22 protein-coding genes and 1 tRNA gene are annotated in these 25,809 nt (G+C 72.8%); 9 read left to right on the top strand and 14 right to left on the bottom strand.

Annotated elements, in window-relative coordinates; genetic code table 11:
* Positions 1 to 70 precede the first annotated feature (70 nt).
* The 13 genes from hpnH to ACIQ87_RS20475 form a co-directional block, all read right to left on the bottom strand.
* A complete protein-coding gene (hpnH, locus tag ACIQ87_RS20535) occupies positions 71 to 1,099 on the bottom strand; it encodes an adenosyl-hopene transferase HpnH (protein ID WP_392875611.1) in 1,029 nt (342 codons plus the stop codon).
* Positions 1,100 to 1,101: 2 nt separating this feature from the next.
* Positions 1,102 to 1,854, bottom strand: a complete 753-nt coding sequence (locus ACIQ87_RS20530; RefSeq protein ID WP_402408539.1) for a 1-hydroxy-2-methyl-2-butenyl 4-diphosphate reductase — start codon at positions 1,852 to 1,854, stop codon at positions 1,102 to 1,104.
* A complete protein-coding gene (shc, locus tag ACIQ87_RS20525) occupies positions 1,851 to 3,932 on the bottom strand; it encodes a squalene--hopene cyclase (protein ID WP_402408536.1) in 2,082 nt (693 codons plus the stop codon). The genes ACIQ87_RS20530 and shc overlap by 4 nt, the downstream gene beginning before the upstream one ends.
* A 7-nt stretch (positions 3,933 to 3,939) precedes the next feature.
* A complete protein-coding gene (locus ACIQ87_RS20520; protein ID WP_402408534.1) occupies positions 3,940 to 5,028 on the bottom strand; it encodes a polyprenyl synthetase family protein in 1,089 nt (362 codons plus the stop codon).
* 191 nt (positions 5,029 to 5,219) lie between these two features.
* Positions 5,220 to 6,653: a hydroxysqualene dehydroxylase HpnE gene (gene hpnE / locus ACIQ87_RS20515; protein ID WP_402408531.1), complete on the bottom strand. Its 1,434-nt coding sequence runs from the start codon at positions 6,651 to 6,653 to the stop codon at positions 5,220 to 5,222.
* A 127-nt stretch (positions 6,654 to 6,780) separates the two neighbouring features.
* Entirely contained in the window at positions 6,781 to 7,638 is an 858-nt protein-coding gene (gene hpnD, locus ACIQ87_RS20510; RefSeq protein ID WP_392915230.1) for a presqualene diphosphate synthase HpnD, read from the bottom strand.
* A 41-nt stretch (positions 7,639 to 7,679) separates the two neighbouring features.
* Positions 7,680 to 8,642 carry a squalene synthase HpnC gene (hpnC, locus tag ACIQ87_RS20505; protein ID WP_402408528.1) on the bottom strand — a complete coding sequence of 321 codons (963 nt, stop codon included), beginning with the start codon at positions 8,640 to 8,642 and terminating at the stop codon, positions 7,680 to 7,682.
* A gap of 290 nt (positions 8,643 to 8,932) precedes the next feature.
* Positions 8,933 to 9,742 (bottom strand): ABC transporter ATP-binding protein, encoded by an 810-nt coding sequence (locus ACIQ87_RS20500; protein ID WP_392875593.1) that lies wholly within the window; start codon positions 9,740 to 9,742, stop codon positions 8,933 to 8,935.
* The gene (locus ACIQ87_RS20495; RefSeq protein WP_402408525.1) at positions 9,735 to 10,676 is read right to left on the bottom strand and encodes an ABC transporter permease; all 942 of its coding nucleotides are present in this window, start codon (positions 10,674 to 10,676) and stop codon (positions 9,735 to 9,737) included. Before ACIQ87_RS20495 ends, ACIQ87_RS20500 begins: the two co-directional genes overlap by 8 nt.
* Positions 10,677 to 10,830: 154 nt before the next feature.
* Complete coding sequence (locus ACIQ87_RS20490; RefSeq protein WP_402408636.1) at positions 10,831 to 11,676, bottom strand: glycosyltransferase family 2 protein; 846 nt, start codon at positions 11,674 to 11,676, stop codon at positions 10,831 to 10,833.
* A 50-nt stretch (positions 11,677 to 11,726) separates the two neighbouring features.
* Positions 11,727 to 12,464: a CDP-alcohol phosphatidyltransferase family protein gene (locus ACIQ87_RS20485; RefSeq protein WP_402408634.1), complete on the bottom strand. Its 738-nt coding sequence runs from the start codon at positions 12,462 to 12,464 to the stop codon at positions 11,727 to 11,729.
* Positions 12,465 to 12,555: 91 nt separating this feature from the next.
* A complete protein-coding gene (locus ACIQ87_RS20480) occupies positions 12,556 to 13,617 on the bottom strand; it encodes an iron-containing alcohol dehydrogenase family protein (protein WP_402408522.1) in 1,062 nt (353 codons plus the stop codon).
* A complete protein-coding gene (locus tag ACIQ87_RS20475) occupies positions 13,605 to 14,360 on the bottom strand; it encodes a sugar phosphate nucleotidyltransferase (protein ID WP_392875584.1) in 756 nt (251 codons plus the stop codon). Before ACIQ87_RS20475 ends, ACIQ87_RS20480 begins: the two co-directional genes overlap by 13 nt.
* A 562-nt stretch (positions 14,361 to 14,922) precedes the next feature.
* Here ACIQ87_RS20475 and idi point away from each other — a divergent pair.
* Positions 14,923 to 15,576, top strand: coding sequence for an isopentenyl-diphosphate Delta-isomerase (idi, locus tag ACIQ87_RS20470; protein ID WP_402408519.1), 654 nt, complete (start codon positions 14,923 to 14,925; stop codon positions 15,574 to 15,576).
* 74 nt (positions 15,577 to 15,650) lie between these two features.
* Here idi and ACIQ87_RS20465 read toward each other — a convergent pair whose 3' ends face one another.
* A complete protein-coding gene (locus ACIQ87_RS20465; protein ID WP_402408631.1) occupies positions 15,651 to 16,088 on the bottom strand; it encodes an ATP-binding protein in 438 nt (145 codons plus the stop codon).
* A 569-nt stretch (positions 16,089 to 16,657) separates the two neighbouring features.
* Between ACIQ87_RS20465 and ACIQ87_RS20460 the strand changes: the two genes are divergently transcribed.
* The 8 genes from ACIQ87_RS20460 to ACIQ87_RS20425 all read left to right on the top strand — a co-directional run bounded on the left by ACIQ87_RS20460 (position 16,658) and on the right by ACIQ87_RS20425 (position 25,791).
* Positions 16,658 to 16,742 (top strand) — tRNA-Leu (locus ACIQ87_RS20460).
* Positions 16,743 to 17,063: 321 nt separating this feature from the next.
* Complete coding sequence (locus ACIQ87_RS20455) at positions 17,064 to 18,710, top strand: APC family permease (RefSeq protein WP_402408516.1); 1,647 nt, start codon at positions 17,064 to 17,066, stop codon at positions 18,708 to 18,710.
* A 430-nt stretch (positions 18,711 to 19,140) separates the two neighbouring features.
* Positions 19,141 to 19,605 carry a DUF6624 domain-containing protein gene (locus ACIQ87_RS20450; RefSeq protein WP_402408628.1) on the top strand — a complete coding sequence of 155 codons (465 nt, stop codon included), beginning with the start codon at positions 19,141 to 19,143 and terminating at the stop codon, positions 19,603 to 19,605.
* 130 nt (positions 19,606 to 19,735) lie between these two features.
* A complete protein-coding gene (locus ACIQ87_RS20445) occupies positions 19,736 to 21,187 on the top strand; it encodes an aldehyde dehydrogenase family protein (protein WP_402408513.1) in 1,452 nt (483 codons plus the stop codon).
* 315 nt (positions 21,188 to 21,502) lie between these two features.
* Positions 21,503 to 22,021 (top strand): Pycsar system effector family protein, encoded by a 519-nt coding sequence (locus ACIQ87_RS20440; RefSeq protein WP_402408510.1) that lies wholly within the window; start codon positions 21,503 to 21,505, stop codon positions 22,019 to 22,021.
* Between the two features lie 69 nt (positions 22,022 to 22,090).
* A complete protein-coding gene (locus tag ACIQ87_RS20435; protein ID WP_402408508.1) occupies positions 22,091 to 22,744 on the top strand; it encodes a Crp/Fnr family transcriptional regulator in 654 nt (217 codons plus the stop codon).
* Between the two features lie 165 nt (positions 22,745 to 22,909).
* On the top strand, positions 22,910 to 23,677 hold the full coding sequence (locus ACIQ87_RS20430; RefSeq protein ID WP_402408506.1) for a hypothetical protein: 768 nt from the start codon (positions 22,910 to 22,912) through the stop codon (positions 23,675 to 23,677).
* Positions 23,674 to 25,791, top strand: a complete 2,118-nt coding sequence (locus tag ACIQ87_RS20425) for a hypothetical protein (RefSeq protein ID WP_402408503.1) — start codon at positions 23,674 to 23,676, stop codon at positions 25,789 to 25,791. The genes ACIQ87_RS20430 and ACIQ87_RS20425 overlap by 4 nt, the downstream gene beginning before the upstream one ends.
* Positions 25,792 to 25,809 lie beyond the last annotated feature (18 nt).

Below are 25,809 nucleotides of genomic sequence, written 5' to 3'. Positions count from 1 at the left end.
TGGTTCGGGGCGGAGCCGGCCCGGGCGCGGGGCCCGGGCCGGAGTGCCGACCTTGGGGTCAACTCCCTGCTCAGCGGCCCTTGTTGCCGCTGACGGTCTCGGTGATGGCACGCAGCGACTGCTGGAGCGAGCCCATCGTCGCGAGGACGGCGGTCGGCTCGTAGCCGCAGTGGGCCATGCAGTTCTCGCAGCGCGGGTCCCTGCCGCGGCCGTACTTGCTCCAGTCGGTCTTCTCGACCAGCTCGCGGTAGGTCGGCACGTAGCCGTCGGCCATCAGGTAGCAGGGCCGCTGCCAGCCGAACAGCGAGTAGTTGGGGATGCCCCAGGGGGTGCACTCGAAGTCGGCCTTGCCCTCCAGGAAGTCCAGGAAGAGCGGGCTGTGGTTGAGCCGCCAGCGGTTGCGGTTGCCGCCGGCGAAGGCCTTGCGGAAGAGCTCCCTGGTCTGCTCGACGCCGAGGAAGTGCTCCTGGTCGGGGGCCTTCTCGTAGGCGTAGGCGGGCGAGATCATCATCTCGTCCACCTTGAGCTCGTCGTTGAGGTAGTCCAGCACCTCGATGACGGTCTGCGGGGTGTCGGTGTTGAAGAAGGTGCTGTTGGTGGTGACCCGGAAGCCCCGCCGCTTGGCCTCCTTGATCGCGGCCACCGCCTCGTCGAAGGTGCCCTCCTTGGCCACCGACTCGTCGTGCCGTTCGCGCATGCCGTCGATGTGCACGGCGAAGGTGAAGTACGGCGACGGCTTGAACTTGTCGATCTTCTTGCGCAGCAGCAGCGCGTTGGTGCAGAGGAACACGTACTTGCGGCGTTCGACCAGTTGCCGGACGATCTCGTCGATCTGCGGGTGCATCAGCGGTTCGCCGCCGGCGATCGAGACCATCGGGGCACCCGACTCCAGGACCGCGCCGACCGCCTGGGCGACGGGCATCCGCTGCTTCAGCACGCCCGCCGGGTGCTGGATCTTGCCGCAGCCCTCGCAGGCGAGGTTGCAGGCGAAGAGCGGCTCCAGCTCCACGATCAGCGGGAACTTGTCCCGGCGCTTGAGCAGCTTCTGCTGCATGAGGTAGGTGCCGACCCGCACGGTCTGGCGCAACGGCATGGCCATGGCTAGCTCGCCTCCTGGGGGAGCGTCGAGGATGTGGGGTGGTTCAGGGATGTGGAGCCGTTCAGATCTGTCGAGCCGTTCGAACCCATTGAGCCGTTCGAATCCGTGGAGCCGTTCGGGCGTACGGAGCCCGGCGCGCGCTCGTGCCGGTACCAGTCGACGAGGGCGGGTACCGTCGCCCGCAGGGTCCGCCAGGCGCGGACCCCGGCCGGGAGGGTGCCGGGCCGCAGCAGTTCGTGCTCGGGCGTGTCCACCACCACCCGCAGGACGGCCGTCGGCAGCGCGGGCCGCACCTCGCGCAGCGCGGCCAGGACGGCGGCGGCCTCCATGTCGACCGCGAGCGCGCCCTGGACGTGCAGCGCCCGCCGCTCGATGCCGCGCACCACGTGGTCGGCGGTGTGGTGGACCCCGGTGTGCACGGTCAGCCCGCGCTCCTTCAGCGCCCGGGTGAGCTCCGCCCCGGAGTCGAGCGGGTACAGGTGGCCCTCGGCGTCGCGCACGCCGTCGGCGGCGACCACGTCGCCGGGCAGCACGCCGGGGCCGAGCGCCGCGCCGAAGCCGGCCACCACCACGGCGCCGTAGCCGGTGGGCGCGGAACCGAGCAGCCGCCGGACGGCCAGCCCGGCGCGCCGCCGGCCGACCCCGGTGCGCACCAGTACCGGGGACCCGCCGGGCGCGCCCCGCCAGTCACCGCCGCGCAGGGCCCAGACCTCGGGACCCAGGGCGCAGAGCACCAGCAGGGGCGCGGTGGTCACCGCGCCGCTCCGATCGCCGGGGCCCCGTCGGCCCGGCTCGTGCCCGGGGTGCCGTGGAGGTAGCGGCCGAGCGCGGTGACCGGGAACACCAGCCGGTACAGGTGGTAGTTGATGGAGAAGTCCCACGGGAAGCCGGTGCCGGTGAACTGCGGCTCGTCCCAGGTGCCCTCGGGCAGCTGGGTGCGCACCAGCCACTCCACGCCGCGCTCCACCGCCGGGTTGGCCCGGTCCCGCGGCCCCTCGCCGGCCGCGAGCAGCGCCATCAGCGCCCATGCGGTCTGCGAGGCGGTGGAGTCGCCGCGCCCGGCCCAGCGCGCCGGGTCGTCGTAGGAGCGCATGTCCTCGCCCCAGCCGCCGTCGGTGTTCTGCCGGTCCTCCAGCCAGCGCACCGCCCGGCGGATCGCCGGGTGCTCGTCGGGGACGCCGGCCGCCACCAGCGCGGGCAGCACCGAGCCGGTGCCGTAGATGTAGTTGGTGCCCCACCGGCCGAACCAGGAGCCGTCCGCCTCCTGGTTGCGCAGCAGCCACTCGATGCCGCGCCTGGTCCGGGGGTCGCGGGCGCGGCCGGTCTCGGCGAGCATCTCGACCACGTGCGCGGTGACGTCGGCGGACGGCGGGTCGACCACCTCGCCGAAGTCGCAGAACGGCAGCTTGTTGGGCAGCGTGCTGGTGTTGTCCACGTCGAAGGCGCCCCAGGCGCCGTTCTTGGACTGCATACCGAGGTTCCACAGCACGCCCCGGTCCATCGCCGCGTCGACCTTGCCCTGGTCGGGGTGGGCGACCCGGCGCAGCGCGAGCACCACCTCGGCGGTGTCGTCGATGTCGGGGTAGGTGTCGTTCTCGAACTCGAAGGCCCAGCCGCCGGGGGCGAGCGCGGGCCGCTGGACGGCCCAGTCGCCGGGCTTGCGGATCTCCTCGCCGAGCATCCAGTCGACGGCGGAGACCAGCGCCGGGTGGTCGGCCGGCACCCCTCCGTCGGCCAGGGCGATGGTGGCCAGGCAGGTGTCCCAGACCGGGGACTGGCAGGCCTCCAGCCAGCGCTTGCCGTCCTCGGTGTGCACGGTGAAGCGGTCGAAGGAGGAGAGCCCGGCCTTCATCACCGGGTGCTCCAGCTCGTAGCCCTCCAGGTGCAGGGCGATCAGCGAGTAGACGGCGGGCGGCTGGATGCCGCCCCAGCAGCCGTCGGCCTCCTGGCGTTCGACGATCCAGCGGCAGGCCTGCGAGACGGCCAGTCGGCGCAGCGGGCGGAAGGCCCGGCGGTGGTAGGCGTGCAGCACCTTGTCGAGGCGTTCGAAGAGGCCGTCCCAGGTGGTGGCGGGGGCGAGCGGCCGGCGGGGGTACGGGTCGTCCGGGTCGGTGTGCAGCTCGGTGAGCGCGAAGGGGGCCGGACGGACCGGGCGGTGGGAGGAGACGACGGTCAGCGGGACGATCGTCTGGCGGGCCCAGCAGCCGAAGGCGTAGATGTTCAGCGGCAGCCACTTGGGCAGGAAGATGATCTCGGGCGGCATCTCGGGCAGCCGCTCCCAGGGCCACCAGCCGAACAGGGCGAGCCAGATCCGGGTGAACACCCGGGAGGCCGCGATGCCGCCGGCGGAGCGGACGTAGCGCGCGGCGGCCAGCATGTGCGGGGCGTCCGGGTCGTCGCCGGCCAGTTTGAGGGCGACGTAGGCCTCGACGGTGGTGGACAGTTCGGGCGGCCCGCCGTGGAAGGTGGACCAGGTGCCGTCCTCGCGCTGCTGGGAGCGGATCCACTCGGCGGTGGCGCGGGTCTGCTCCTCGGTGCGGATCCCCAGGAACTGGCGGAGCAGCAAGTCCTCGGCGTCCATGGTGACGTTGGTCTCCAGGTCACCCTTCCACCAGCCCTCGGACGACTGCAGGGAGAGCAGGTGGGTGGTGGCGCGGGCCAGGGCCTCCCGCGCGTCGGCCGGTCGGAGCTCCGCCTCACCGGCCGGCCGTAGCCGGTCGGTGTCCTCGGGCTGCCACCGCCCCGTACCCAGCAGGGTCGGGGGGCGGTCGCCCACCGCGACCGGCTCGGGATCGTACTCAGGGTCGAGCCGGCCGTCCGCGGTTGCTGTCAACGTAACGTCACCTCTCTCGTACCACCACGAATTCGGCGAGCGCGACGAAGTGCTCCCGCACCTCGTCGGTCATGGGCACCTCGTCCAGGGCGGCGAGGGCAGTCGTGTGCTGGCGGCGGGCCTCCTCCTGGGTCCAGGCACGGCCGCCGGCCTCCTCGATCAGCGCGGCCCGGGCGGCGAGCTCGGGCTCGCTCTCCTCCCCACGTCCCTTGGGGTCGGCCAGCTGCTCGGCGAGCCGGCGCGAGGCCGCTCCGCCCTCGGCCAGCGCGGCGGCCACCGGCAGGGACTTCTTGCGCTGGCGCAGGTCCCCCCAGTGCGGCTTGCCGGTGACCTCGGTGGCGCCCCAGATGCCGAGCAGGTCGTCCACCGCCTGGAAGGCCAGGCCCAGGTGGTGGCCGTAGCGCTGGAGCGCGTCGGAGACCTTGTCGTCGGCGCCGGCCAGGACGGCGCCGATCGCCGAGGCGGCGGCCAGCAGTGCCGCCGTCTTGCCGCCCTCCATCTCCAGGCACTCGGCGACCGTGACGCTGTCGCGCTGTTCGAAGGCGACGTCCATGGCCTGGCCGTCGATCAGCCGGCGGGTCGCCGTGGTGAGCAGCCGCACGGCCCGCGCGGCGTCGGTGGCGCTCGTGCCGCCGGTCACCGCGGCGTCGAGCAGCACCTCCGTGCCGAGCGTCGCCAGGGCGTCGCCGACCAGGATCGCCTGGGCCGGCCCGAAGACCGTCCAGGCGGTGGCCCGGTGCCGTCGGGTCTCGTCACCGTCCATCAGATCATCATGGAGGAGGGAGAAGTTGTGCACCAGTTCAACCGCGACCCCGCCGGGCACCCCCACCTCGGCCGGCGCGCCCGCGGCCCGGGCCGACAACAGGGCCAGCGCCGGGCGCACGGCCTTGCCGCCGTCCCCCGTCACCGGGGTGCCGTCGCGGTCGATCCAGCCGAAGTGGTAGGCGGCGACGGTGTCCATGGGTGCGGCCAAACGGGCGACGGCGGCCCGCAGCGGCGGGGTGCAGAGCGTACGGCTGCGGGCGAGCAGCTCCGGCACCGAGACCGGTTCGGCGTGCGCCGTGCCTCCGACGGCGAAGCCGGTGCGTGACTCCACGTGCGTTCCCTCTCCCTCGTGGTGCCGGACCGCACGGGGCGGCCGGGTGCTGTCGGTGCGGCTGGTGTCGAACCGAGTGCCAGTGCCAGTGGTACCGGGGCGGCCGTACGGGCCGTTGCCGGTGGTTGCGCCGATGCGCTCGACGGTACGCCCGTCGGCTCTGGCGGGCTCTCCGGCGTCGGGGCCCGCCGTCACCTGGGCCACCTCCCGTCGCCGCGGTCCACCGGCGCCCGGGTGCCGGCCGCGGCGAGCGCGGCGTCGGCCGCGGCGTGGCCGCTGCGCACGGCCCCCTCCATGGTCGCGGGCCAGCCGGTGGCCGTCCACGAGCCGGCCAGCAGCAGGCCGGGGACGTCGGTGCGGGCGGACGGGCGCAGCGCCCCGTTGCCCGGCGCCGGGTCGAAGGTCGCGGCGCGTTCCCGGGTGACGAAGAAGTCCAGCACCTCGGCCCGTTCCGCGGCCGGCAGCAGCCGGCCCAGCTCGGGCAGGTAGCGGCGGCGCAGCTCGGCGACCGGCAGGTCGATCTCGTCCTGCGCGGCGGACTGGGACAGCGCCAGGTACTGGGCGCCCGGGTGGGCGTGGCCCAGCGCGGTGGCGGCCAGGCCGGAGTGCGCGGTGCGGTCGAAGACCCACTGGACCGGGGAGCCGAGCGCGGCGAAGAACGGCCGGCGCAGCACCTTGCGGTCGTAGATCACGTGCACGTTGAGGATCGGCGCGGTGCCGAAGCCGGCCAGCCGCTCCTGCCCGGGCACCGCGTTCGGCGGCAGCAGCGCGGCCGCGCTGTCCTGGGCGCCGGCCAGCACGACGGTGTCGGCGGTGAGCAGTTCCCCGCCCTCCAGCCGGACGGCGTGCTGCGGGACGGCCGGCTTCAGCTCGGCCACCCGGGCCCGCAGCAGCACCCGGACGCCGGCCCGCTCCAGCTCGGCGAGCGCCCGGTCGTGGTGGATCGTGCCGAGCGGGACGGCGGCGACGCCGATGTCCGAGGCGCCCGGGTCGGAGAGCAGGCCGGTCTTGAAGACCATCCCGGCGAGCGCCAGCGACACCCCGTCGGCCCGGGCGTTCAGGGTGGCGACGCCGACCAGGTCCCACAGGGCGGCCTGGGTGGCGGCGTTCTGCCCGTTGCGGCGCAGCCACGCGCCGAAGGAGACCTCGTCCAGCGCCGGGTCCGCGAGGTCCAGGCGCCGCAGGGCGAGCGCGCCGCGGACCACCCGGGCGCGGTCGGCCGGGGACAGGTGCGGGTAGCGGGCCAGGCTGCCGGCCAGGTGCAGCGGGACGGGCAGGCCGGCCCGGCGCAGCCGCCCGAGGATGCGCACGGGGGCGGCCGACGGCCCGGTGGCGGAGAGGACCGGGATGTCGAGGCGGTCCTGGAGGTGGACCAGCCGGGTGGCGCCGAGGCGCTCCAGCAGGCCGCGGTAGGCGGTGCAGCAGCGCAGGTAGACGTGCTGGCCGTTGTCGACGGTCAGCTCGCCGCGCCGGAAGGAGAAGGCCAGCCCGCCGAGCCGGGGCCGCGCCTCGGCGAGGGTGACCCGGTGGCCCGCCTCGGCGAGGCGCAGTGCGGTGGTGATCCCGGCCAGCCCGCCGCCGACCACGACCGCGGCCGGGCGCGCGGCATCGGCTCGCCCGGTCATCGGCCCTCCCCCTCGCAGTCGGTGGACCGCCCGCGGGCGGTCGCTGAAGCCGGTCCTCGTTCGTTCAACGCAAAACTATCCGCACGTGGATCCGCGCTGACACAGCGTGACAGAACTCTCGCGAGAATCAAGAACGCCCCCCGGCGAGCCCGGAAAGCGCCACGTACGCCTTCTCCCAGCCCGGCAGCGAGACCCGGCCGCGCAGCACGGACTCCGGATCGGCGGCGATCCGGCCGAGCAGGCGGTGGTAGATCCCGGCCATCGCGGCGGTGCAGGCGCGGCTGCGGCGGTCGAGCATCGGCAGCAGCCGCAGGCCCTCCTCGAAGGCGGCCTGGGCGCGGGCGGCCTCGAAGGCCACCAGGCCGGTGAAGTCCGCGCCGACCGGCGGCTCGGGCAGGGCGAAGCCCTGCTCGCAGCCGAACCGGACCAGGTCCTCGCTCGGCAGGTAGGTGCGGCCGTTGAGGGCGTCCTCGCGCAGGTCGCGCAGGATGTTGGTGAGCTGCAGCGCCAGGCCCAGGGTGTCCGCGTGGCGCGCCCCGAGCTCGGGGTCGTCGCAGCCGTAGACGCCCAGCGAGAGCCGGCCGATCGCACCCGCGACGCAGCGGCAGTAGACCTTCAGCTCCTCGTAGGTCTGGTACTCGGCGCCCTTGAGGTCCATCTCGACGCCGTCGATCAGCTCGTCGAAGCCGCCGAGCGGGATCGGGAAGCGCCGGGCCGCGTCGGCCAGGGCGACCTTGATCGGGTCGGTGTCGTCCTCGGCGACCACCCCGGAGCGGACCTCGTCCACCAGTTCCCGGGTGCGCAGCAGCGCCTCGGCCTTGCGGTCGTCCGGAAGGTCGCCGTCGCCGATGTCGTCCACCCGGCGGGCCAGGGCGTACAGGGCCGACATGGCCAGCCGCTTGGGTTCCGGCAGCAGCCGGATGCCGTAGCTGAAGTTGCGCGCCTGCAGTCCGGTGACTGCCTCGCAGTACCGGTACGCCGCCATGACCTGGGCCGACGCCAGTGGTGATGCCGCCACGCGGGCGTTCACCTTCCCTTCGCGAAGATGGCCGCCGCCTTCGCTGCGAGGCGGCGCTTGTCCGGCCTCGCCTGCCGGGCGAGCACGTCGTACCCGGCGTCCTCGACGGCCGCCAGGGCCGCGTAGCCGCCTGCGGTGAATCCCGCGAGGAGCAGTCGAAGCCTCCCCCGAACCGTACCTACCAATGGTGCGCCGCGGTCGAGCAGGGTGCGGGCCCGCTCGACCTCGAAGGCGATCAGCTCGCGGACCGCGCCGTCGGCGCGGGGCGCGGCCAGGTCCGCCTCGGTGACGCCGAAGCGGGCCAGGTCCTCGGCGGGCAGGTAGATCCGGCCGTGGGCCAGGTCCTCGGCCACGTCCTGGATGTGTTCGACCACCTGGAGGCCGCTGCACACGGCGTCCGACAGCTCGATCCGCTCGGGGGTGGAGACGCCGGCGATGGCCAGCACGAGGCGGCCGACCGGGTCGGCGGACAGGGTGCAGTAGCCGAGCAGGTCCTCGAAGGTGGCGTAGCGGGAGGTGGTCTGGTCCACCCGGTTGGCCTCGATCAGACGGCGGAACGGCTCGGGGGTCAGGCCGTGCCGGTCGACCAGCGGGACGAGCGCGCTCAGCAGCGGGTGGCGGGGGCGGTCGGCGCCGGCCGCGGAGCCGCCGGCGGTGCGCAGGGCCGCCTCGAACACCCGGTCGAGGTCCTGCTCCAGCCCGTCGAGCAGGGCGAGCCGGAAGGCGGTCTCCTGCGCGGTCGGCGGGCCGGCGTGCTCCGACGGGGTGGCCGGGGGCGCCTGCTCGACCCCGAGCAGGCGGGCGGTGGCGGCCGGGTCGGCCAGGTCGCCGTCGCCGGCGTCGTCGACCAGGCGGGCGAAGCCGTACACCGCCATCAGGTCGTCGCGCCAGGCCGCGGGCAGGAAGAACGGGGCGACGGGGAAGTTCTCCGCGCCCGCCTTGTCGAGGGTGCCTCCCGCGGAACCGTTCACCGGCGTATCTCTGAGCTGGGCCGAAGCCGACACTGCTGTCACTCCCCCGTTCTACACCGCGTGGCAGGACCGGCCCGACTCGGACACGCGTCCGAGCGCGGGCGTCACGCAGGGCACACCGCCCCCGACACCACCAGGCTGACACGCCGAGCCGCGCGGGAGAAGACCGCCCCGCCGGGGCACGGGGCGCTCGCGCCGCGGCGGCGGGCCGCCCGGCGCGCGCGGGGGCGTGCAGGACGAAGGGCCGGCCCCGGAGGATCCGGGACCGGCCCCTGCGGGAGTGCCGGAGGCTACGGCCGCTCGCCGCGCTCGTAGCGCTGGACGACCTCCTCGGTCGGTCCGTCCATGACCAGCTCGCCGGCCTCGATCCATATGGTCCGCTCGCAGACCTCGCGGATCGAGTTGTTGTCGTGGCTGACCAGGAAGACCGTACCGGCGGACGCCCGCAGCTCGTCGATCCGCCGCTTGCTGCGCTGCTGGAAGGCCTGGTCGCCGGTGGCGAGGGCCTCGTCGATCAGCAGCACGTCGTGGGTCTTGGCGGCGGCGATCGAGAAGCGCAGCCGGGCGCCCATGCCGGAGGAGTAGGTGCGCATCGGCAGGGAGATGAAGTCGCCCTTGTCGTTGATGCCCGAGAAATCGACGATGTCCTGGTAGCGCGCCTTCACCTGGGCCGGGGTCATGCCCATCGCCAGGCAGCCGAGGATGACGTTGCGCTCACCGGTGAGCTCGTTCATCAGCGCGGCGTTGACGCCCAGCAGCGAGGGCTGGCCATTGGTGTAGATGCCGCCCTTCTCGGTCGGCAGCAGGCCCGCGATGGCGGCCAGCATGGTCGACTTGCCGGAACCGTTGGAGCCGATCAGGCCGATCGCCTCGCCCTTGTACGCGGTGAAGCTGATGCCCCTGACCGCGTGCACCTCGCGCACGCCGGAGGCGCGCTTGCGGCTGATGATGCGGCTCAGCGCCGAGGTGGCGCTGCCCTTGCCGGAGCCGGCGCCGTGCACCTTGTAGACGATGTGCACGTCGTCGACGACGACGGTGGGCTCGCGGGCCACGTCCGCGTCCGGGACGGCGGCGCTCGTGCTCAGGTCGATGTCAGCCACGGCCGTACTCCTCCTCCGCCTTCCAGAAGAAGACGTATCCGACGACGAACATGCCCACGCCCCAGGCGATGCCGTACGCCCACTGGTGCGGCGGGAGGGTCTGGTGCACCGGCTGGTGCGGGTTGTAGATGACCGGCGCGAAGGCGTGCCGCAGCAGGTCCATGTAGACCGAGGCCGGGTTGGCCGCCATCAGCGTCTGGAGGTAGTGCGGCCAGTGGGTGATCTTGTCCTGGATGCTGAACATCACACCGGACAGGAACATCCAGGCGCGCATCACGAACGGGATGAGCTGGGAGATGTCGCTGGTCCTGGAGCCGATCCGGGCCATCACCAGGGAGATGCCGGTGTTGAAGAGCGTCTGCAGGAGCAGCGCCGGGATGATCAGCAGCCAGGTCCGGCCCGGGGTGACGCCGGCGGCGATCACGGTGACGACCAGGACCACCATGGAGATCAGCAGCTGCTGGAGCTGGATCACGGTGAACGCGATCGGGAGGCTGGCCCGGGGGAAGTGCAGCGCCCGGATCAGCCCGAGGCTGTCGGAGATCGCCCGGGTGCCGGTCTGCACCGCGTTCTGGGTGAACTGGAAGACGAACACGCCGATGCAGAGCCAGGCGATGTAGGTGTTGTCCGGGAAGCCCTGCTTGCCCGCCAGGATCACGCCGAAGACCAGGTAGAACACCGCGCAGTTGAGCAGCGGGGTCACCACCTGCCACAGCTGGCCGAGCTTGGCGTTGGTGTACTGGGCCACCAGGCGGGCGGTGGCGAAGGCCCAGATGAAGTGGCGCCGGGCCCAGAGCTGCTTGGAGTAGGCGAACAGGCCGGGACGGGCGCCGCTCACCTTCAGACCGTACTTGTCCGCAAGCTGCTTGGGGGTCAGGCCCGCGTCCGCCCCCCTGGGGGCCGAGAGGCTGACGGGTTCACTCACTGTCGACACATTCGTCCTTCACGCGGGATCGGTCGGGGCGGCCGGTCGGCGGGGTCCGCCGGTCTGCGCCGATGGGGATCCACTGGGGTCTCGGGAGAGCCGGCCGGTGTGGGGACACCGGCCGCGGCGATCGATCATTCGATGCATATGTCATCAGATGCGATCAGATGATCGGTGGTCGGCCCAACCTGGTCAGTCGCCAGACGGTACGCCACCGCATGGGCCGCCGCGGACCACAGGGTTCGCGCCAGCCCGCCCGGAATCCGCCCCACCAGGCCTTCAGCGCCTCCGGGGAGGGGCGGCGGGCCAGGGTCAGCAGGAACCAGGTTCCCAGATAGAGAGGCACCAACAGGGCCGGAAGGTTCCGCCTCGCGAGCCAGACCCGGTTGCGCGCCACGTTGTGGAAGTAGCTCGCGTGACGGGCGGGCGAGGTCGTGGGGTGGTGCAGCACCACGTCCGCCCGGTAGTCGATGGCCCAGCCGGCGTCCAGCGCGCGCCACGCGAGGTCGGTCTCCTCGTGGGCGTAGAAGAACTCGGCGGGCAGCTGCCCGGCCTGCTCGAACACCTTGCAGCGCACCGCGCTCGCGCCGCCCAGGAACGTCGTCACCCGGGACGAGCGCAGCGGGTCGCTGGCGCGCAGCCGGGGGACGTGGCGGCGCTGGGTGACCCCGGTGTCCGGGTCGGCGATCCGGAAGGAGACGATGCCCAGCTCCGGATCGGCGGTGAAGGCCTCGCGCAGCAGGCGGGCCGAGTCGGTGCGCGGCAGGTTCCCGTCGTCGTCCAGGAAGAGGACGGCGTCGACCTCCGCGCCGTCCCGGCCGAACAGCTCGATGCCGACGTTGCGCCCGCCCGGGATGCCGAGGTTCTCCGGCAGCTCGACGCTGCGCACGCCCTCCGGCAGCGGGGGCAGCTTCGCGCCCTGGCCGACCACGGCCAGCTCGACCGCCGGGCCCTCCTGGGCGCGGACGGCATCGATCAGGGCGTTGAGCTCGGCGGGCCGGTTGCCCATGGTGATGATCACGGCGCCGAGGCGGAAGTCGTCCGCGGCCGTCCGCGCGTTCACCGGAGCCTGCTGGAGAGGACGATGCTCAGCAGGTGCAGCACGGTCTGGAGCATCGCGATCGCCGCCAGGACGACCACCGCGAGCCGGGTGAAGAGGAGTCCGCCGTGCACGGCGTCGGCGACGCCGGCGGCCAGGATGAACAGCGAGGCCTCGACCGCGCCGACCAGGCGGTGGAACTTCAGGAAGGAGGCCGCCCGGCGGGCCTTGGCGACGGAGGACGAGCGCGGCACCGAGGCGCTGTCCTCGACGGCCGTCAGTCCGCTGCGGGCCCGGGCCACGTCCACCAGGTCGGTCTCGGACTTGATCAGGATCGCGCCGAGCGCGGCCAGGGTGCCGAGGAAGGCCCACTCCCAGTGCGAGCCGGCGCCCTCGCGGTGCAGCAGGTCGGTGGCGCGCAGGCCGAGGCCGGTCAGCAGCGCCGCCTCGGACATGTAGTGGCCGACCCGGTCCAGGTAGACGCCGGTGAGCGAGGTCTGCCGGCGCCAGCGGGCCACCTCGCCGTCCACGCAGTCCAGCAGCAGGTAGACCTGGATCAGCAGGGCGCCCAGGACGGCGCCCGCGATGCCCGGCACGACCAGCGCGGCACCGGCCAGGATGCCGGTGAACATCATCAGGTACGTCAGGCCGTTGGGCGTGATCGCCGTCATGGTGGACAGCACGCGGGTGATCCGCAGCGAGATCTTCCGCATGTACAGGCGTCCGGCCCAGTGCTCGGCGCTGCGGCGCTGGAGCATGCCCTCCGGGTGGATCACCGCGCGCAGCTCCTCGATCGAGGGCCGGCGGGTCAGGTCCACCGGGGGACGCCCGGCGCCCGCGGTGGAGGGGTCAGCTGTTGACGGCTTGGACATAGTCGGCGTACGCGTCCCTGATTGCGGAAGGGGAGAGGTCGAGGTGTTCGAGGATGGTGAAGCGCCCCGGTCGGGTGTTCGGAGCGTAGTGCACCGCTTCGGTGAACTCCGCCTCGCTGAAGCCGATCTGAGCGGCGGTCACCGGCAGCCCGTGGCTCGCCAGGCGCTCCACGATCAGACCGGTCAGCTCGTGCTCGCCCCGCAGGAAGCTGGCGAAGGCGGCGCCGAGGCCGACCTGCTCGCCGTGCTGGGCGGACCGCTTGGGATACAGCACGTCCAGGGCATGCGAGATCTCGTGGCAGGCACCCGACGAGGGCCGGGTGCTGCCCGCGATGTTCATCGCGATGCCGGACAGTACCAGGGCCTCGGCCAGCGCCGTCAGGAGGTCCTGGTCCCGGGTGCTCCCCGGGTGTCGCAGCAGGTTCTCGCCCGCCGAGCGGGCCATCGCCACGGCCAGCCCGTCCACCGGCTCGCCGGTCACCGCGTGCGACAGCTCCCAGTCCGCGCACGCGGAGATGTTGGAGACGACGTCGCCCACGCCGGCCGCCACGAAGCGCTGCGGGGCCTGCCGGATCACGTCCAGGTCGACCACGATGCCGATCGGGCTGGGCACCCCGTAGGAGCCGCGGCCGGCGTCGTTGTCCAGGGTGGAGACCGGCGAGCAGATGCCGTCGTGGGCCAGGTTGGTGGCGACCGCCACCAGCGGCAGGCCGACCCGGGCCGCGGCGTACTTGGCGGCGTCGATGATCTTGCCGCCGCCGAGGCCGACGATCGCGTCGTAGTGCCCGCCGCGCATCGCCTCGGCCAGCCGCACCGCGCTGTCCAGGCTGCCGTCGTCCACGTTGTACCAGTCGGCGCCGGGCAGGGCCGGCTCCAGGCGGCGGCGCATCGCCGAGCCGGAGCCGTTGCTGATCGCCACCGCGATCCGGCCCGAGGCCGACAGCCGCTGGTCCGCGAGGATGCCGCCGAGCGCGTCCAGCGCGCCCGGGCGGATCTCGACGAACAGCGGCGACGGGACCAGTCGGGTCAGTACCGGCACGCGATCTCCCGCGCCTTCGCCAGGTCGTCGTGGTTGTCCACCTCGACCCAGGAGACCTCGCCGATCGGCTGCACGTCGATCCGCAGGCCGCGGTTCACCATCTCCTGGTAGCCGTCCTCGTAGTACAGCTGGGGGTCGCGCTCGTAGGTGGCGCGCAGCGCGTCGGTGAGGTCGGCGGCGGCGGACGGGTTGATCACGGTGACGCCGATGTACTCGCCGGTCGCCTCGGCCGGCTCCATCAGCTTGGTGATCCGGCGCATCCCGGAGGCCGGGTCGACGACGACCTTCATCTCCTCGTCGGCGAGCTTCTTCACCGTGTCGAGGGCGAGCAGGATGCCGGGGGCGGTACCGGCCTCGGTCAGTCGCCGGTTGCCCTCCAGCATGGTGCGCTGGACGGAGGCCGGGTGGACGGTGTCGCCGTTGGCGAGCAGCAGGCCCTCGGCGAACAGCTCGCGGGCGCACCAGAGCGAGTAGGCGTTGTTCCACTCCTCGGCCTTGTCGTTCTCGACCAGGTGGAGCTTGACGCCGTACTTGCTCTCCAGGGCGTCCTTGCGGTCGTACACCGCCTCCTTGCGGTAGCCGACGACGATCGCGGCGTCGCGCAGCCCGACCTCGGCGAAGTTGCCGAGCGTGAGGTCCAGGACGGTCCGCTCCCCGTCGACCGGCACCAGCGCCTTGGGCAGGGTGTCGGTGTACGGGCGCAGCCGGCGGCCGGCGCCGGCTGCCAGAACGAGGCCGATCATGCGGGTCTCCTGATCCGTCGTGCTGTGCCCGGAGGCCGTGCCGGAGAGCGGCGCCACCGCTCCTCGGACCGGTGTTCGACCGGGCCGGGCGGCGGCGCGCCGGTGCCGGCACGGATCCGGGCACCGTGTCGTATGTGATGGTAGGCGACCAGGGCGACCGGCCAGAACGCGCCCGCGCGCCCGGACCGCAGGCGGGGCGGCCCGCAGGAGGGCGGACGGGGCGGCGGGCTGGGTGGCGGTGCAGCGGCCGTGGGACCTCGGCGCCCAGCCCGGGCCGCGCCGAGGGACGCCTCGGAAAGGTCGAACGGGCTCCGAACGCACGTAGAACGGTTCTGCGAATTCCTGACCCTTACAGGGACTTCCCGGGCCCTTCTCTGGCCGGTTTCCGACGCCTCCGGATCATGATCCGTCCGGTTGTGCGTGGGACCCCTGCCGAGTGCCACCCATACGGCAGACTGGACCCCGACGCCGGCGCCGGTGCCCAAGCTGTGTCCGCCGCACACCACCCGGTGCGTCGGAGACGCCCGATGCTCCCGTTGCTCCCGTTCCCGAAAGAGGCCCCATGCCCCAGAGTCTGCCGACCGACCCGACGCACTTCGCCGCCGAGATCGACACCGGTCTCGACGTGGAGACCGATGTGACGGTCGACGCCCGGGCCACCGGCTCCGCCCCCGCCGGCGCCGAGATCCTGCTGGAACTGGTCGACGACGAGGGCGTCACCATCGGCACCGGCGAGAAGCTCTGGGCCCACCAGCAGCCGGGCCGGCTGCACCGGGCCTTCTCGGTCTTCCTGTTCGACCGCCAGGGCCGACTGCTGCTCCAGCGCCGGGCACTGGGCAAGTACCACTCCCCCGGCGTCTGGTCGAACACCTGCTGCGGTCACCCGTACCCGGACGAGCCGCCGTTCGTCGCCGCCGCCCGGCGCACCGCCGAGGAGCTGGGCGTCGCACCGGCGCTGCTGTGCGAGGCGGGCACCGTCCGCTACGACCTGCCGGACGAGGCGTCCGGGCTGATCGAGCGGGAGTGGAACCACCTGTTCGTGGGACTGGTCACCGCGCCGGTCGAGCCCAACCCGGAGGAGGTGGACGACTTCGCCTTCGTGACCGCGCAGGAACTGCGGGAGCTGCGGGCGGAGCGGCCGTTCTCGGTCTGGTTCGAGACGGTCTTCGAGGCCGCGCTGCCGGGCATCCGGGAGATCGCCGGGCGGGACTGGTAGTCGTCCGGTCGTCGTCCGGTAGTCCTCCGGCGGCTCGGGCCGCCGGACGGCCGTCCGGTCAGCCGTCCGGCCGGTCAGTGTCCGGGCTCCGGGGGGACGGGCAGCGAGGCCCAGATGACCTTGCCGCCCTCCCCCGTGTGTTCGACGTCGCACGCCCCGCCGGCCTGCAGGGTGACGCTCTTCACCAGCAGCAGGCCGCGCCCGCCGGTGCTTCCGGTGTCGTTCTCCAGCGCCTTCGGCCGGTACGGATCGCCGTCCTCGACCGACACGCGCACCCAGGCCCGGTGCACCGACAGCTCGGTGACCACCTCGGGCGACAGCTCGGCAGCGTGGGTCACCGCGTTGCTCACCAGCTCCGAGACGATCAGCAGCAGGTCGTCCACCAGCTCCTGGTAGCGCACCCCGTTCAGGCCCTGCGCCAGCAGGCGGTCGCGCACCGCGTGCCGGGTCACCGGCACCGAGGCCTCGGTGGCGGGCGCCGGGAAGCGCCACACGCCCTCGGCGGGGCCCACGGAGGCCCGGGCCGCGCCGGGGCCCTCCGTCCGCCCACCGCGTCTCGGTTCGGCCTTCGCCGCTCCGCTGATCTGCTCCACGTCCAGCCGCCCTTCGTCCGCGACCCGGGAATCAGGCGATCCGCTTCATGGCGCCCTCGGTCCACAGAGGCTAGGAGAGCCGCCGCCACGGCCGTGGCACCGTCGACAAGTTGCCCGTGTCGGATCGGTTCCGGCCTCAACCGACCGCGGACGGGGCGGGAGTCGACCGGTTCCTTCGCGGACACCACCGGTTCGATCCGGATTCGAGCGTGTTGGCCGGGCGTACCAACCTGTGCGGGTGCCGTGCGGGAAGGGTGCCGTGCGGGGCGGGCCGTGGCGGGGCGGGCCGTGGCGGGGCGGGCGGTGGCGGGGCGGGCGGTGGCGAGGCGTCGCGGCCTCCGCCGTCCCCGACCGTCCCCGACCGCCCGCGACCAGGGCGTCCGGCGGGGCAGCCCCGAGGAAGCGCTGGTGAGAAGCACTCCAGAACCCTGGTAATGTTCTCTTTGTCGCCGAGGGGGCGAGGAAAAAGCCCCCGAAGCACACACCCGGTCCGGGTGGCGGAATGGCAGACGCGCTAGCTTGAGGTGCTAGTGCCCTTTATCGGGCGTGGGGGTTCAAGTCCCCCCTCGGACACAGCCGAAATTCCCCGTGGAAGCCGAGAGGCGCCACGGGGAATTTCGTTTTTCCGGCCCGCCCCATTTCGTCGGGCCGGCCCCGATCACCATTCCCGGCCACCGCCGCCCCCTTCCGGGCGTTGTGGCGTCCGTCTCCTCACCGGTCCACGCCGACCCGGGAAGCCGGACACGAGATGGCAACAATCGGACGATTTGAGCTTCCTCTGAGGTTTTCGCCCGTTTTCGGAACATAGGCTGCTCTCCGTTTGCCCGAAATAGCGACTCAAATCGCAAAAACACCGACACCACCCGATGAACCACGAGCGAGAGGACCGATACGTTGAGTGAGCCCGAATCGCCGACGGCATCACACCAGAACTACCGCCGATCGCTCGGCACGATCAGCCTGACCGCGGTCGGGCTGGGGTCGATCATCGGATCCGGCTGGTTGTTCGGTGCCGAGCGGGCCGCCAAGCTCGCCGGACCCGCCTCGATCCTCGCCTGGGTGATCGGCGCCGCGGTGGCGCTGACCATCGCGCTCACCTACAGCGAGCTGGGCTCGATGTTCCCCAAGGCCGGCGGCATGGTCCGGTACGGCCAGTACTCGCACGGCTCGCTGGCCGGCTACCTGGCCGCCTGGGCCAACTGGATCGCCATCGTCTCGGTCATCCCGGGTGAGGCCACCGCCTCCGTCCAGTACATGAGCTCCTGGGACTTCGGCTGGGCCAAGGGGTTGTACGACGGCAAGGAGTTGACCATCAGCGGCGTGGCACTCGCCAGCGTGCTGTTGCTCGTCTACTTCGCCCTCAACTGGTTCGCGATCACGCTGTTCGCCAAGACCAACACCGCGATCACCGTCTTCAAGGTCGTCGTGCCGACGCTGACCGCCGGCGCGCTGCTCTTCGCACACTTCGACACCTCGCACTTCACCGACCACGGCGGCTTCGCGCCGAACGGCTGGAGCGCGGTGTTCACCGCCGTCGCGGTCTCCGGCATCGTCTGGGCCTTCAACGGCTTCCAGTCCCCGCTCAACCTGGCCGGCGAGGCCCGCAACCCCGGCAAGTCGCTGCCGAAGGCCGTCATCGGCTCGATCCTGATCTCCCTGGTGATCTACGTCGCGCTGCAGATCGCCTTCCTCGGCGCCATCCCGGGCGGCGACCTGGCGAACGGCTGGAGCAACCTCGCCTACACCTCGCCGCTGGCCGACCTGGCCATCGCCTGGGGCCTCAACTGGCTGGCGATCACGCTGTACGCGGACGCCTTCATCTCGCCCTCCGGCACCGGCATGATCTACGCCGCCACCACCTCGCGCATGATCCACGGCGTGCAGGAGAACGGCCACCTGCCGAAGATCTTCGGCCGGGTCGACGCCAAGACCGGCATCCCGCGCCCGGCGCTGGTGCTCAACCTGGTGGTCGCCTTCATGTTCCTCGCCGTCTTCCGCGGCTGGGGCTCGCTGGCCGAGATCGTCTCGGTGGCCACCGTGATCTCGTACATCACCGGCCCGGTCGCCGTGATGGCGCTGCGCCGCCTGGCCCCCGACCTGCCCCGGCCGGTGCGGCTGCGCGCCATGCCGATCATCGCCCCGGTCGCGATGGTGTTCGGCTCGCTGGTGCTCTACTGGGCCCGCTGGCCGCTCACCGGCAAGGTCATCCTGCTGATGGCCGCCGGTCTGCCGATCTGGGCCTGGTACGAGCTGCGCAAGCCGTTCGCCGAGCTGAAGCCGCACCTGAAGGCGGGCGCCTGGATGGTCGCGTACCTGTTCGTGATGGCCGGCGTCTCCTGGGCGGGCAGCGCCGACTTCGGCGGGCACGACTACCTGCCGGAGGGCTGGGACCTGCTGATCGTCGCCGCGATCGGGCTGGCGTTCTACCGCTGGGGCGTCGCCAGCGCCTGGGCCAACCCCTCGCTGGCCGCGGTCCGCGAGGAGATGGCGCAGGCCGAGGGCGCCGCTCCGGTCGACGCCGCGGAGGCCTCGCGGGTCTGAGACGGAAACGGGCGGGCGCACGAACGCGCCGGCTCACGGTGAAGGGCCGGTCGGATTCCTCCGACCGGCCCTTCGGCGTCCCTGGGGAGCGTGCGCGGTGCGCCTCGTTCCCGGTATGAGCCCATTCTGCCGTGGGCGGCACCCCCGGGTCACCGTCTTCGGGGATGATCTTCGTCGCGGCGTCCGCGCCTAGCGTGGTGGCGGGTGGCCCTCGGTGGAAGGGCCCGGGCCTGAGGAGCGGATCGGCATGGCGGACGTACGGCGGCGGGACGGCGAGGCGGGAGCGGCTCCGGGCGGGGAGCCGGTCGTCGGAGCGGTCGTCGGAGCGGGCGAGGGAGCGGGCGAGGGAGCAGGCGATGGAGCAGGCGGGGAGCAGATCGCGGGGGCGGTCGAGGGAGCGGCCGGGCGGCTGGCCGCGGAGCTGACCGGGATGATGGCCGAGGACGGCGCGGCCGCCCGGTTCGCGAACAGCCCCGACCTGGCCGAGCAGGCGACGTGGCGGCGGCTCACCGTCCGGCACGGGGACCGGCTCGCGGAGATCATGGCGGAGCACGGCTGGCCGACCGAGCAGGCCGTCGGCGCCGAGGCCGCCCGGGCGGCCTGGCTGGTGGCGCAGCACGCGGACCGGCAGCTCGACGTCCAGCGGCGGGCGGCGGCGCTGATGGGCGAGGCCGTCGCCCGGGGCGAGGCGAGCGCCCGCGACCTGGCGTTCCTCCAGGACCGGCTGGCGGTCAACGAGGGGCGGGAACAGCGCTACGGAACGCAGATCGGCGCGGTGGCGGAGGGCCGCCCGGTGCCGTGGCCGTGCGAGGAGCCGGAGCGGCTGGACGAGCGGCGGGCGGAGGTGGGCATCGAGCCGTTCGACGAGTACACCGCACGGTTCGCTCCGAGGTAACCGTCCGGTCCGCTCGGAGGTAACCGTCCGGTCCGCCGATCCGGATTGACTCTTGCGCGCGGCCGCCCGCGCCGCATTGACTGACCTCCGACTAGCGCTGCTAGTCAAGGCGGGTCGAGTGGATGAGCTGATGAGGGGACGATCGGTGCGGCAGGACGCGGAGTATCCGGAGCACGACGACCAGTACATCGACGGCGAGTGGCGGCCCTCCGGGGACACCGGGTCGATCACCGTGCTGAACCCGGCGACCGAGCAGGTGCTGGCCACGGTGCCGGCCGGCGGCGCGATCGACGTCGACGCGGCGGTGACGGCGGCCCGGCGGGCGGCCCGCGGCTGGGGCTCGACCACCCGCGAGGAGCGGCTGGCGCTGCTGACCCGGCTGCGGGACGGGATCGCCGCCGCGCAGGGCGAGATCACCGAGACGGTCGTCGCCGAGCTCGGCTCTCCGGTCGGCTTCACCGGTGCCGTGCACGCCGGGTTGCCGCTCGCCGTGGCGACCTCCTATCTGTCCCTGCTCGCCGAGCACCCCTTCGAGGAACGGATCGGCAACTCGGTGGTGCACGCCGAGCCGGCCGGGGTGGTCGCGGCGATCACGCCGTGGAACTACCCGCTGCACCAGATCGTGGCCAAGACCGTCCCGGCGCTGGCGGCCGGCTGCCCGGTGGTCCTCAAGCCGGCCGAGGACACCCCGCTGGTGGCCCGGCTGTTCGCCCGGCTGGTGCACGAGGCCGGGTTCCCGGCGGGCGCCTTCAACCTGGTGACCGGCACCGGCGCGGTGGCGGGCGCGGCGCTCGTCGGGCACCGCGAGGTGGATCTGGTCTCGTTCACCGGCTCCACCGGCGTCGGCCGGCAGGTCGCCGAGACGGCCGGACGGGGGCTGAAGCGGGTCTCCCTGGAGCTGGGCGGCAAGTCGGCCAACGTGGTGCTGCCCGGCGCCGACCTGGCCCGCGCGGTCAAGGCGAACGTCGCCAACGTCTTCGCCAACTCGGGCCAGACCTGCAGCGCGCTGACCCGGCTGCTGGTCCACCAGGACCAGTACGAGGAGGCGGTCGCCCGGGCCGCGGAGGTCGCCGCCCAGTACCGGCCGGGCGACCCGACCGACCCGCAGACCCGGATCGGCCCGCTGGTCAACGCCGGGCAGCTGGCCCGGGTTCGCGGCTACATCGACGGGGCGCTGGCCGAGGGCGCCCGGCTGGTCGTCGGCGGCTCGGAGCCGGTCGCCGACCTGCCCGCGGGCTACTACGTCCGCCCGACGGTGCTCGCCGACGTGACCCCGGAGATGACGGTGGCCCAGGAGGAGGTCTTCGGACCCGTCCTGGCGATCCTGCGCTACCGCGACGAGGACCACGCCGCCGAACTCGCCAACGGCACCCCGTACGGCCTGTCCGGCGGCGTCTGGGCCCGCGACACCGACACCGCCGCCGTCTTCGCCCGCCGCCTCGACACCGGCCAGGTCGACCTCAACGGCGGCCGCTTCAACCCGCTCGCCCCGTTCGGCGGCTACAAGAGCTCGGGCCTCGGCCGGGAGCTGGGCCGCCACGGGCTGGAGGAGTTCCTCCAGTACAAGTCCCTGCAGTACTAGCGGGACTGACGGCCTTCGGCGGACAGATGACAGCGAACGGATGACAGATTTCGAAATCTGTTATCTGTTCGCTGTTCGCTGTTCGTCGTGCTCTGTTCGCCGTTCTCTGTTCGTCGTTCTCTGTTCGCCGTCAGCTGTTCGCTGTTCGCTGTTCGCTGCTATCCGTCGCCGTCCGTCCGCCGTGCACCGAGGGGCCCTTCCCGGCCGGGAGGTGACCCACGTCTCGGCGGATCGGCCATCCACTGGGCAGTACGGAACGCGGATCGCGCGGACACTGGGGCCACCGAGACCCGTCAACCGAGGGAAGGCCCCGTCATGCGAGCGATCCGCCCCCTTGCCACCGGTCCGACCGGACCTCAGGCCCCGGGCCGACTGGCGTCGTCCACCCAGGAGGTCCTGGCAGAGCTGCAACGGAGCGACGCCAAGGCCACCGGCATCGGAGCCGCCGCCGTCGGAGGCATCACCATGGCCACCGCGCTGAGCAGCACGCTGTCTCCGCTCTCCCCATTGGCCAAGGCGACGCTCCTGGGCGTCATCACCCTCCTGGTCGGCTCGCTCGCCCTGTCGCTGGCGGCCGCCAGGCCCCAGCTCCGCCACGACGGCCACCGCGCCCTGTCCTACCTGGAATTCGCCCGTTTGACGCCGGAACAGTTGGTCGAGTCATTCTCGGAGCGGAGTTCCGGGGATCTCGCGACGGCGCACGCGCAGCGTTTGGTGGAGCTTTCCCGGCTGGTCCTGCGGAAGTACCGCCTCCTGCGGCGTGCGGTCGATCTGCTCTCCTGCGGGCTGGTGTTGGGCACACTGGCCGCCGTTCTGGTTCTTGCGGCACACTGAGCGGATCACAGTGTCCGGCCGGCGAACCGGCAGCCCGCCGACCGCGGACCCGGCCACCGGAGGCGCCACGTGCAGGAGTCACACCGAGAGTTCCTGAGTGACGAGAAGTGGGCGCTCCTCCAGCAGTTGGCGCCGGTGCGCCACCGGGCGTCCCGCGCCACCCTGCTGCGGCAGGACGAACCGGCCACCTGCGTCGTGCTCCTGGAGACCGGCAGCGTGATGGTGACCGCCGACGGCCCTCTCGGCAGTGAGCAGTTGCTCGCGGTCCGCGGCGACGGCGAACTCCTCGGCGAGATGTCGGTGTTGGCGGAGGGCGTGCGCAGCGCGACCGTACGGACCCTCGAGCCCTGCCGGGTTCGCGTGGTCCCGGCCGCGGACTTCACGGACTTCATCGAATCGCACGGCCTGCTGCGACCGTTGCTCAGGCACTCCTACAGCCGGCTCCGCGAGGCCGACCGGACCAGGCTGGAACTCGCGACCGGATCCGTCGCGCTCCGGCTGTCCGGTCTCCTCATGCGGCTCTCCGGCCCGGCGACCTCCGGCGGCCCGTCCCGGATCCGGCTGCCGCAGGAGGACCTCGCCAGGCTCATCGGCGCCTCGCGCAACGCCGTCGGCAAGGTCTTGGTGGAGTGGAGCCGGCAGGGCTGGCTGACCACGGCTCCGGGCGGCGGAGTGACGGTGACCGACTTGCCGGCGCTGCGCGCGCACGCCGCGGAGCGGTAGCGCCGCCGGCCTTCGCGCGCAGTGGCGCAGCTCACTTCCGTCCTGCCATCCGTTGGGCAGCACCGACCGCCCGCTCGGAGGCATGATCGCTGCCGGGCGCGCGGCCCCGGACTCGCACCCGGACTCGCCCCGCACCCGCACCCGCCCCGCACCAGGAGGACAGACATGCTCCCCGCCCCCGTCGACCGGGATGACCTCCCGCCCGACCTCGCCATCCTCGTGGTCGACATCGTCGGCTACAGCAAGGTGCCGGAGACCGCGATGCCCGGCCTCCGGGCCGCACTGGACGCCGCCGTCGCCGAGACCTTCACCCGCATCGACCTGGCCGCGCTCTGGGCCGACGAACGCCGGGGCAGCGACACGGGCGACGGCTGGATCAGGATCGTGCCCGCCGCGAAGGTCGTGCGGCTGGTCGACCCGGGCATCGCGCTCCTGGAGGACGCGCTGCACCGCCACGACCGGGAGCGACGCGCCCACGAGCCGGTGCTGCGGACCCGGCTGAGCGTCCACCTCGGCCCGCTCTCCCCCGATCACCGGGGCGATGCCATCAACGACGCGTGTCGTCTGGTGGACAGCGACGAGGTCCGCGCCGCGGCCGGCGTGGCCGCGGAACACGACTCGTTCGTCGCGGCGATCGTCTCGGACGAGGTCCACCGGCGGGCCGTCGCCGCCGGTCGCACCCGCACGCTGTCCGAGCGGGACTTCCTGGACGTCTCGGCGGCCGTGCCGAAGAAGCGGTTCCACCGCGCCGCGTGGGTCCACGTACCGCGGCTCGCGCCCGTCACGGTCAAGGCGGCCCTCGGCCGGGAGGAGCCTCCCGTGGAGCCCGCACCGAGCCCCACGGCCGGTCCACAGCTCACCTTCAACGGCAACGTCGGCACAGCCGTCGCAACAGTCGGGACCCTGAACGTTGGGGGCGTCAACTTCGCATGACCATGGACGACTTGGAGCGGATTCAGGCCTTCCTGCCCGCGCCGGTCCGCACCGCCCCGGCCGGTACCACCGGGAAGCCCGTCACGCCGGAGCGCGCTGCGCCCTCGTTGACCTTCATGGCGGACGTCGGGATCGCCGTCGGCCAGGTCGACCGGATGTACCAGGAGATCCGTCAGGACTTCCTCGAGGCCAGGACGCTGGACCGCACCAAGCTGCTCGAATCCCGGACGTTCGCCCTCCCCTCCACCTGGAACACCGTCCGAACGCAGCTGGTCGACGCGCTGGCGGACCCCGGGGTGCGGGTGATCATCGTGGTGGCCCCGCGCGGCTACGGGTCGACCACTTTCGTCCACCACCTGCTGGCGAGCCACGCGCCGGACGAGATGAAACTCGTCGAGCTCGAACCGGACGGGCCGCGCCCGAGGGTCTCGAGGATCCGCCGGAATCCCGGACGGGCCTACCAGTTGGACCTCAAGGATCCGCAGACCGACCGCCCGTCGACGACGTTCCTCGACGACGTCGCCGCAAGCGTCCCGATGCTGCGGCAGGCCCGCTCGCTCTGGGTCCTCAACATCGCGGCGGATCTGTGGACCGAGCAGCGGACCTGGCCCGTCGCGCCCGGGGTCCGGGTGGTCGAGCTCCGCTCCCCGCCGGAGCCGTACGCCGTCGCGGCGCGCCATCTGACGGCGGCCGGCATGTCCTGGCTCGTACCGTACCTCCGGTCGGACACCGCCCGGGTCCATCTGTCGTCCCTGCGCAACGCGGTGGAGGCGGTGCGCGCGGCCGGCGCCGTGGCCGAGCAGTGGCTGGAGTTCAAGCGTGACCACCCGGAGGAGGCCGGCTGGATCGAGGAGGGGCTCGGTCGGCCCGGTGAGGCGGGCGACGAAGCGTGCCATCCCGAACTCCGCACGAGCGTCGAGAACGCCCTCGGCGACTGGCGCACCGAGTTGGACGGCGTCTTCGCGCACGGCGGCGACAGTGGCGGTGCGCTGTCCCTGCCCGACCGCTGTCTGCTGCTCTCCCTCGCCCTCCACCGGGTCGCACCGGCCGCCAGGATCTCCCGGGACGCCCGCGCCCTTGAGGAGTTGATCGCCAAGAAGGACCGGACGCACGCTCCGACGAACCTCGGTCAGGTCTTCGCCGGGCGCGGACTTCGGCAGCGGCTCACCGCGCTGCACGCGACGGTGAGCTCCCAGGACATCGCCTCGCTCAGCCGTCCGGGCTACGGCCAGGCCGTCCTCACCTATGTCTGGGACAACTACGAGGACATGCGGTCCGTCCTGCTGGAGTGGCTGATCGCGACCGCCCCGACCGAGCGGGGTGAGGCGGACAAGAGCGTCTCCGCCCTGACCACCCTGGCGGCCCGGCACCGGGCGCCGACGGTTCTGACCGAGATCCGCGACACCGCCCACGAGTCCGGGCGGTCGGACATGTGCGCGGCCGTCATGACCCGTGTGCTCGAGGACGCGGGGATGGAGCGGGCCGCGTGGGCCCGGCTCTACGACTGGGCGGACGACCGCCGCCACGGGACGCAGTCCGTGGTGGTCGACGTGGCCAAGGACGTCCTGGATGCCGAAGACCCCGGGGGCAGGGAGCACCGCAAGGCGATGACGCGGCTGCGCCGGGTTGCCTCGACTTCGAAGGACCGGTCCCTCCTCGGCAGCATCCTGGCCGTCTTCCGTCGTCTCGGTCACCGGCAGGAAGGACGGACGCTGCTGCTCTCCGAGGTGCTGCGCTGGCGGGCGAAGAAGGCCCACCACTCCGGGAAGATCGCCATGCTGGCGTTGATGGCGCAGTTCGACGGCCCTCGGCCCTGGCTGCTCGGTGCGGCCAACGAGAAGGCCCGCACCGAGATCGACGAAGGCCTGCGGGACCTCCTGGCGGACCCACAGTTCGAGCCCCAGGCGGTGCCCGCCATCTGCGCGTGGTTCAAGGCCGCGGCAACCGACACCGAGGCGTACGCCGTCGTCCGGAACCGGGTCGTGCCCGCGCTGGGCGGGCAGTCGTCACGGGACGCCGGCATCGACCTGTTCCATCAGGTCGGCCGACTGGTACTGCCCGATGGCACCCAGGTCGGCGACGACCTGTGGGCCTCGTTGGTCCGACTGCGGTGACCCTGAGGCCCGTTCACG

The sequence above is a fragment of the Kitasatospora sp. NPDC096204 genome (assembly GCF_044763205.1).
In the GTDB taxonomy this organism is placed as follows: Bacteria; Actinomycetota; Actinomycetes; order Streptomycetales; family Streptomycetaceae; genus Kitasatospora.
This window is presented reverse-complemented; position numbering and strand designations above follow the sequence as displayed.

Excerpts from the sequence above, each read along its gene's own strand:
- ACIQ87_RS20445 (WP_402408513.1), top strand. The coding sequence starts at position 19,736 with ATGAGGGGACGATCGGTGCGGCAGGACGCGGAGTATCCGGAGCACGAC.
- ACIQ87_RS20425 (WP_402408503.1), top strand. The coding sequence starts at position 23,674 with ATGACCATGGACGACTTGGAGCGGATTCAGGCCTTCCTGCCCGCGCCG.
- ACIQ87_RS20440 (WP_402408510.1), top strand. The coding sequence starts at position 21,503 with ATGCGAGCGATCCGCCCCCTTGCCACCGGTCCGACCGGACCTCAGGCC.
- idi (WP_402408519.1), top strand. The coding sequence starts at position 14,923 with ATGCCCCAGAGTCTGCCGACCGACCCGACGCACTTCGCCGCCGAGATC.
- ACIQ87_RS20430 (WP_402408506.1), top strand. The coding sequence starts at position 22,910 with ATGCTCCCCGCCCCCGTCGACCGGGATGACCTCCCGCCCGACCTCGCC.
- hpnE (WP_402408531.1), bottom strand. The coding sequence starts at position 6,653 with ATGACCGGGCGAGCCGATGCCGCGCGCCCGGCCGCGGTCGTGGTCGGC.
- ACIQ87_RS20485 (WP_402408634.1), bottom strand. The coding sequence starts at position 12,464 with ATGCTCCAGCGCCGCAGCGCCGAGCACTGGGCCGGACGCCTGTACATG.
- ACIQ87_RS20475 (WP_392875584.1), bottom strand. The coding sequence starts at position 14,360 with ATGATCGGCCTCGTTCTGGCAGCCGGCGCCGGCCGCCGGCTGCGCCCG.
- hpnD (WP_392915230.1), bottom strand. The coding sequence starts at position 7,638 with ATGGCGGCGTACCGGTACTGCGAGGCAGTCACCGGACTGCAGGCGCGC.
- ACIQ87_RS20450 (WP_402408628.1), top strand. The coding sequence starts at position 19,141 with ATGATGGCCGAGGACGGCGCGGCCGCCCGGTTCGCGAACAGCCCCGAC.
- hpnH (WP_392875611.1), bottom strand. The coding sequence starts at position 1,099 with ATGGCCATGCCGTTGCGCCAGACCGTGCGGGTCGGCACCTACCTCATG.
- ACIQ87_RS20490 (WP_402408636.1), bottom strand. The coding sequence starts at position 11,676 with ATGGGCAACCGGCCCGCCGAGCTCAACGCCCTGATCGATGCCGTCCGC.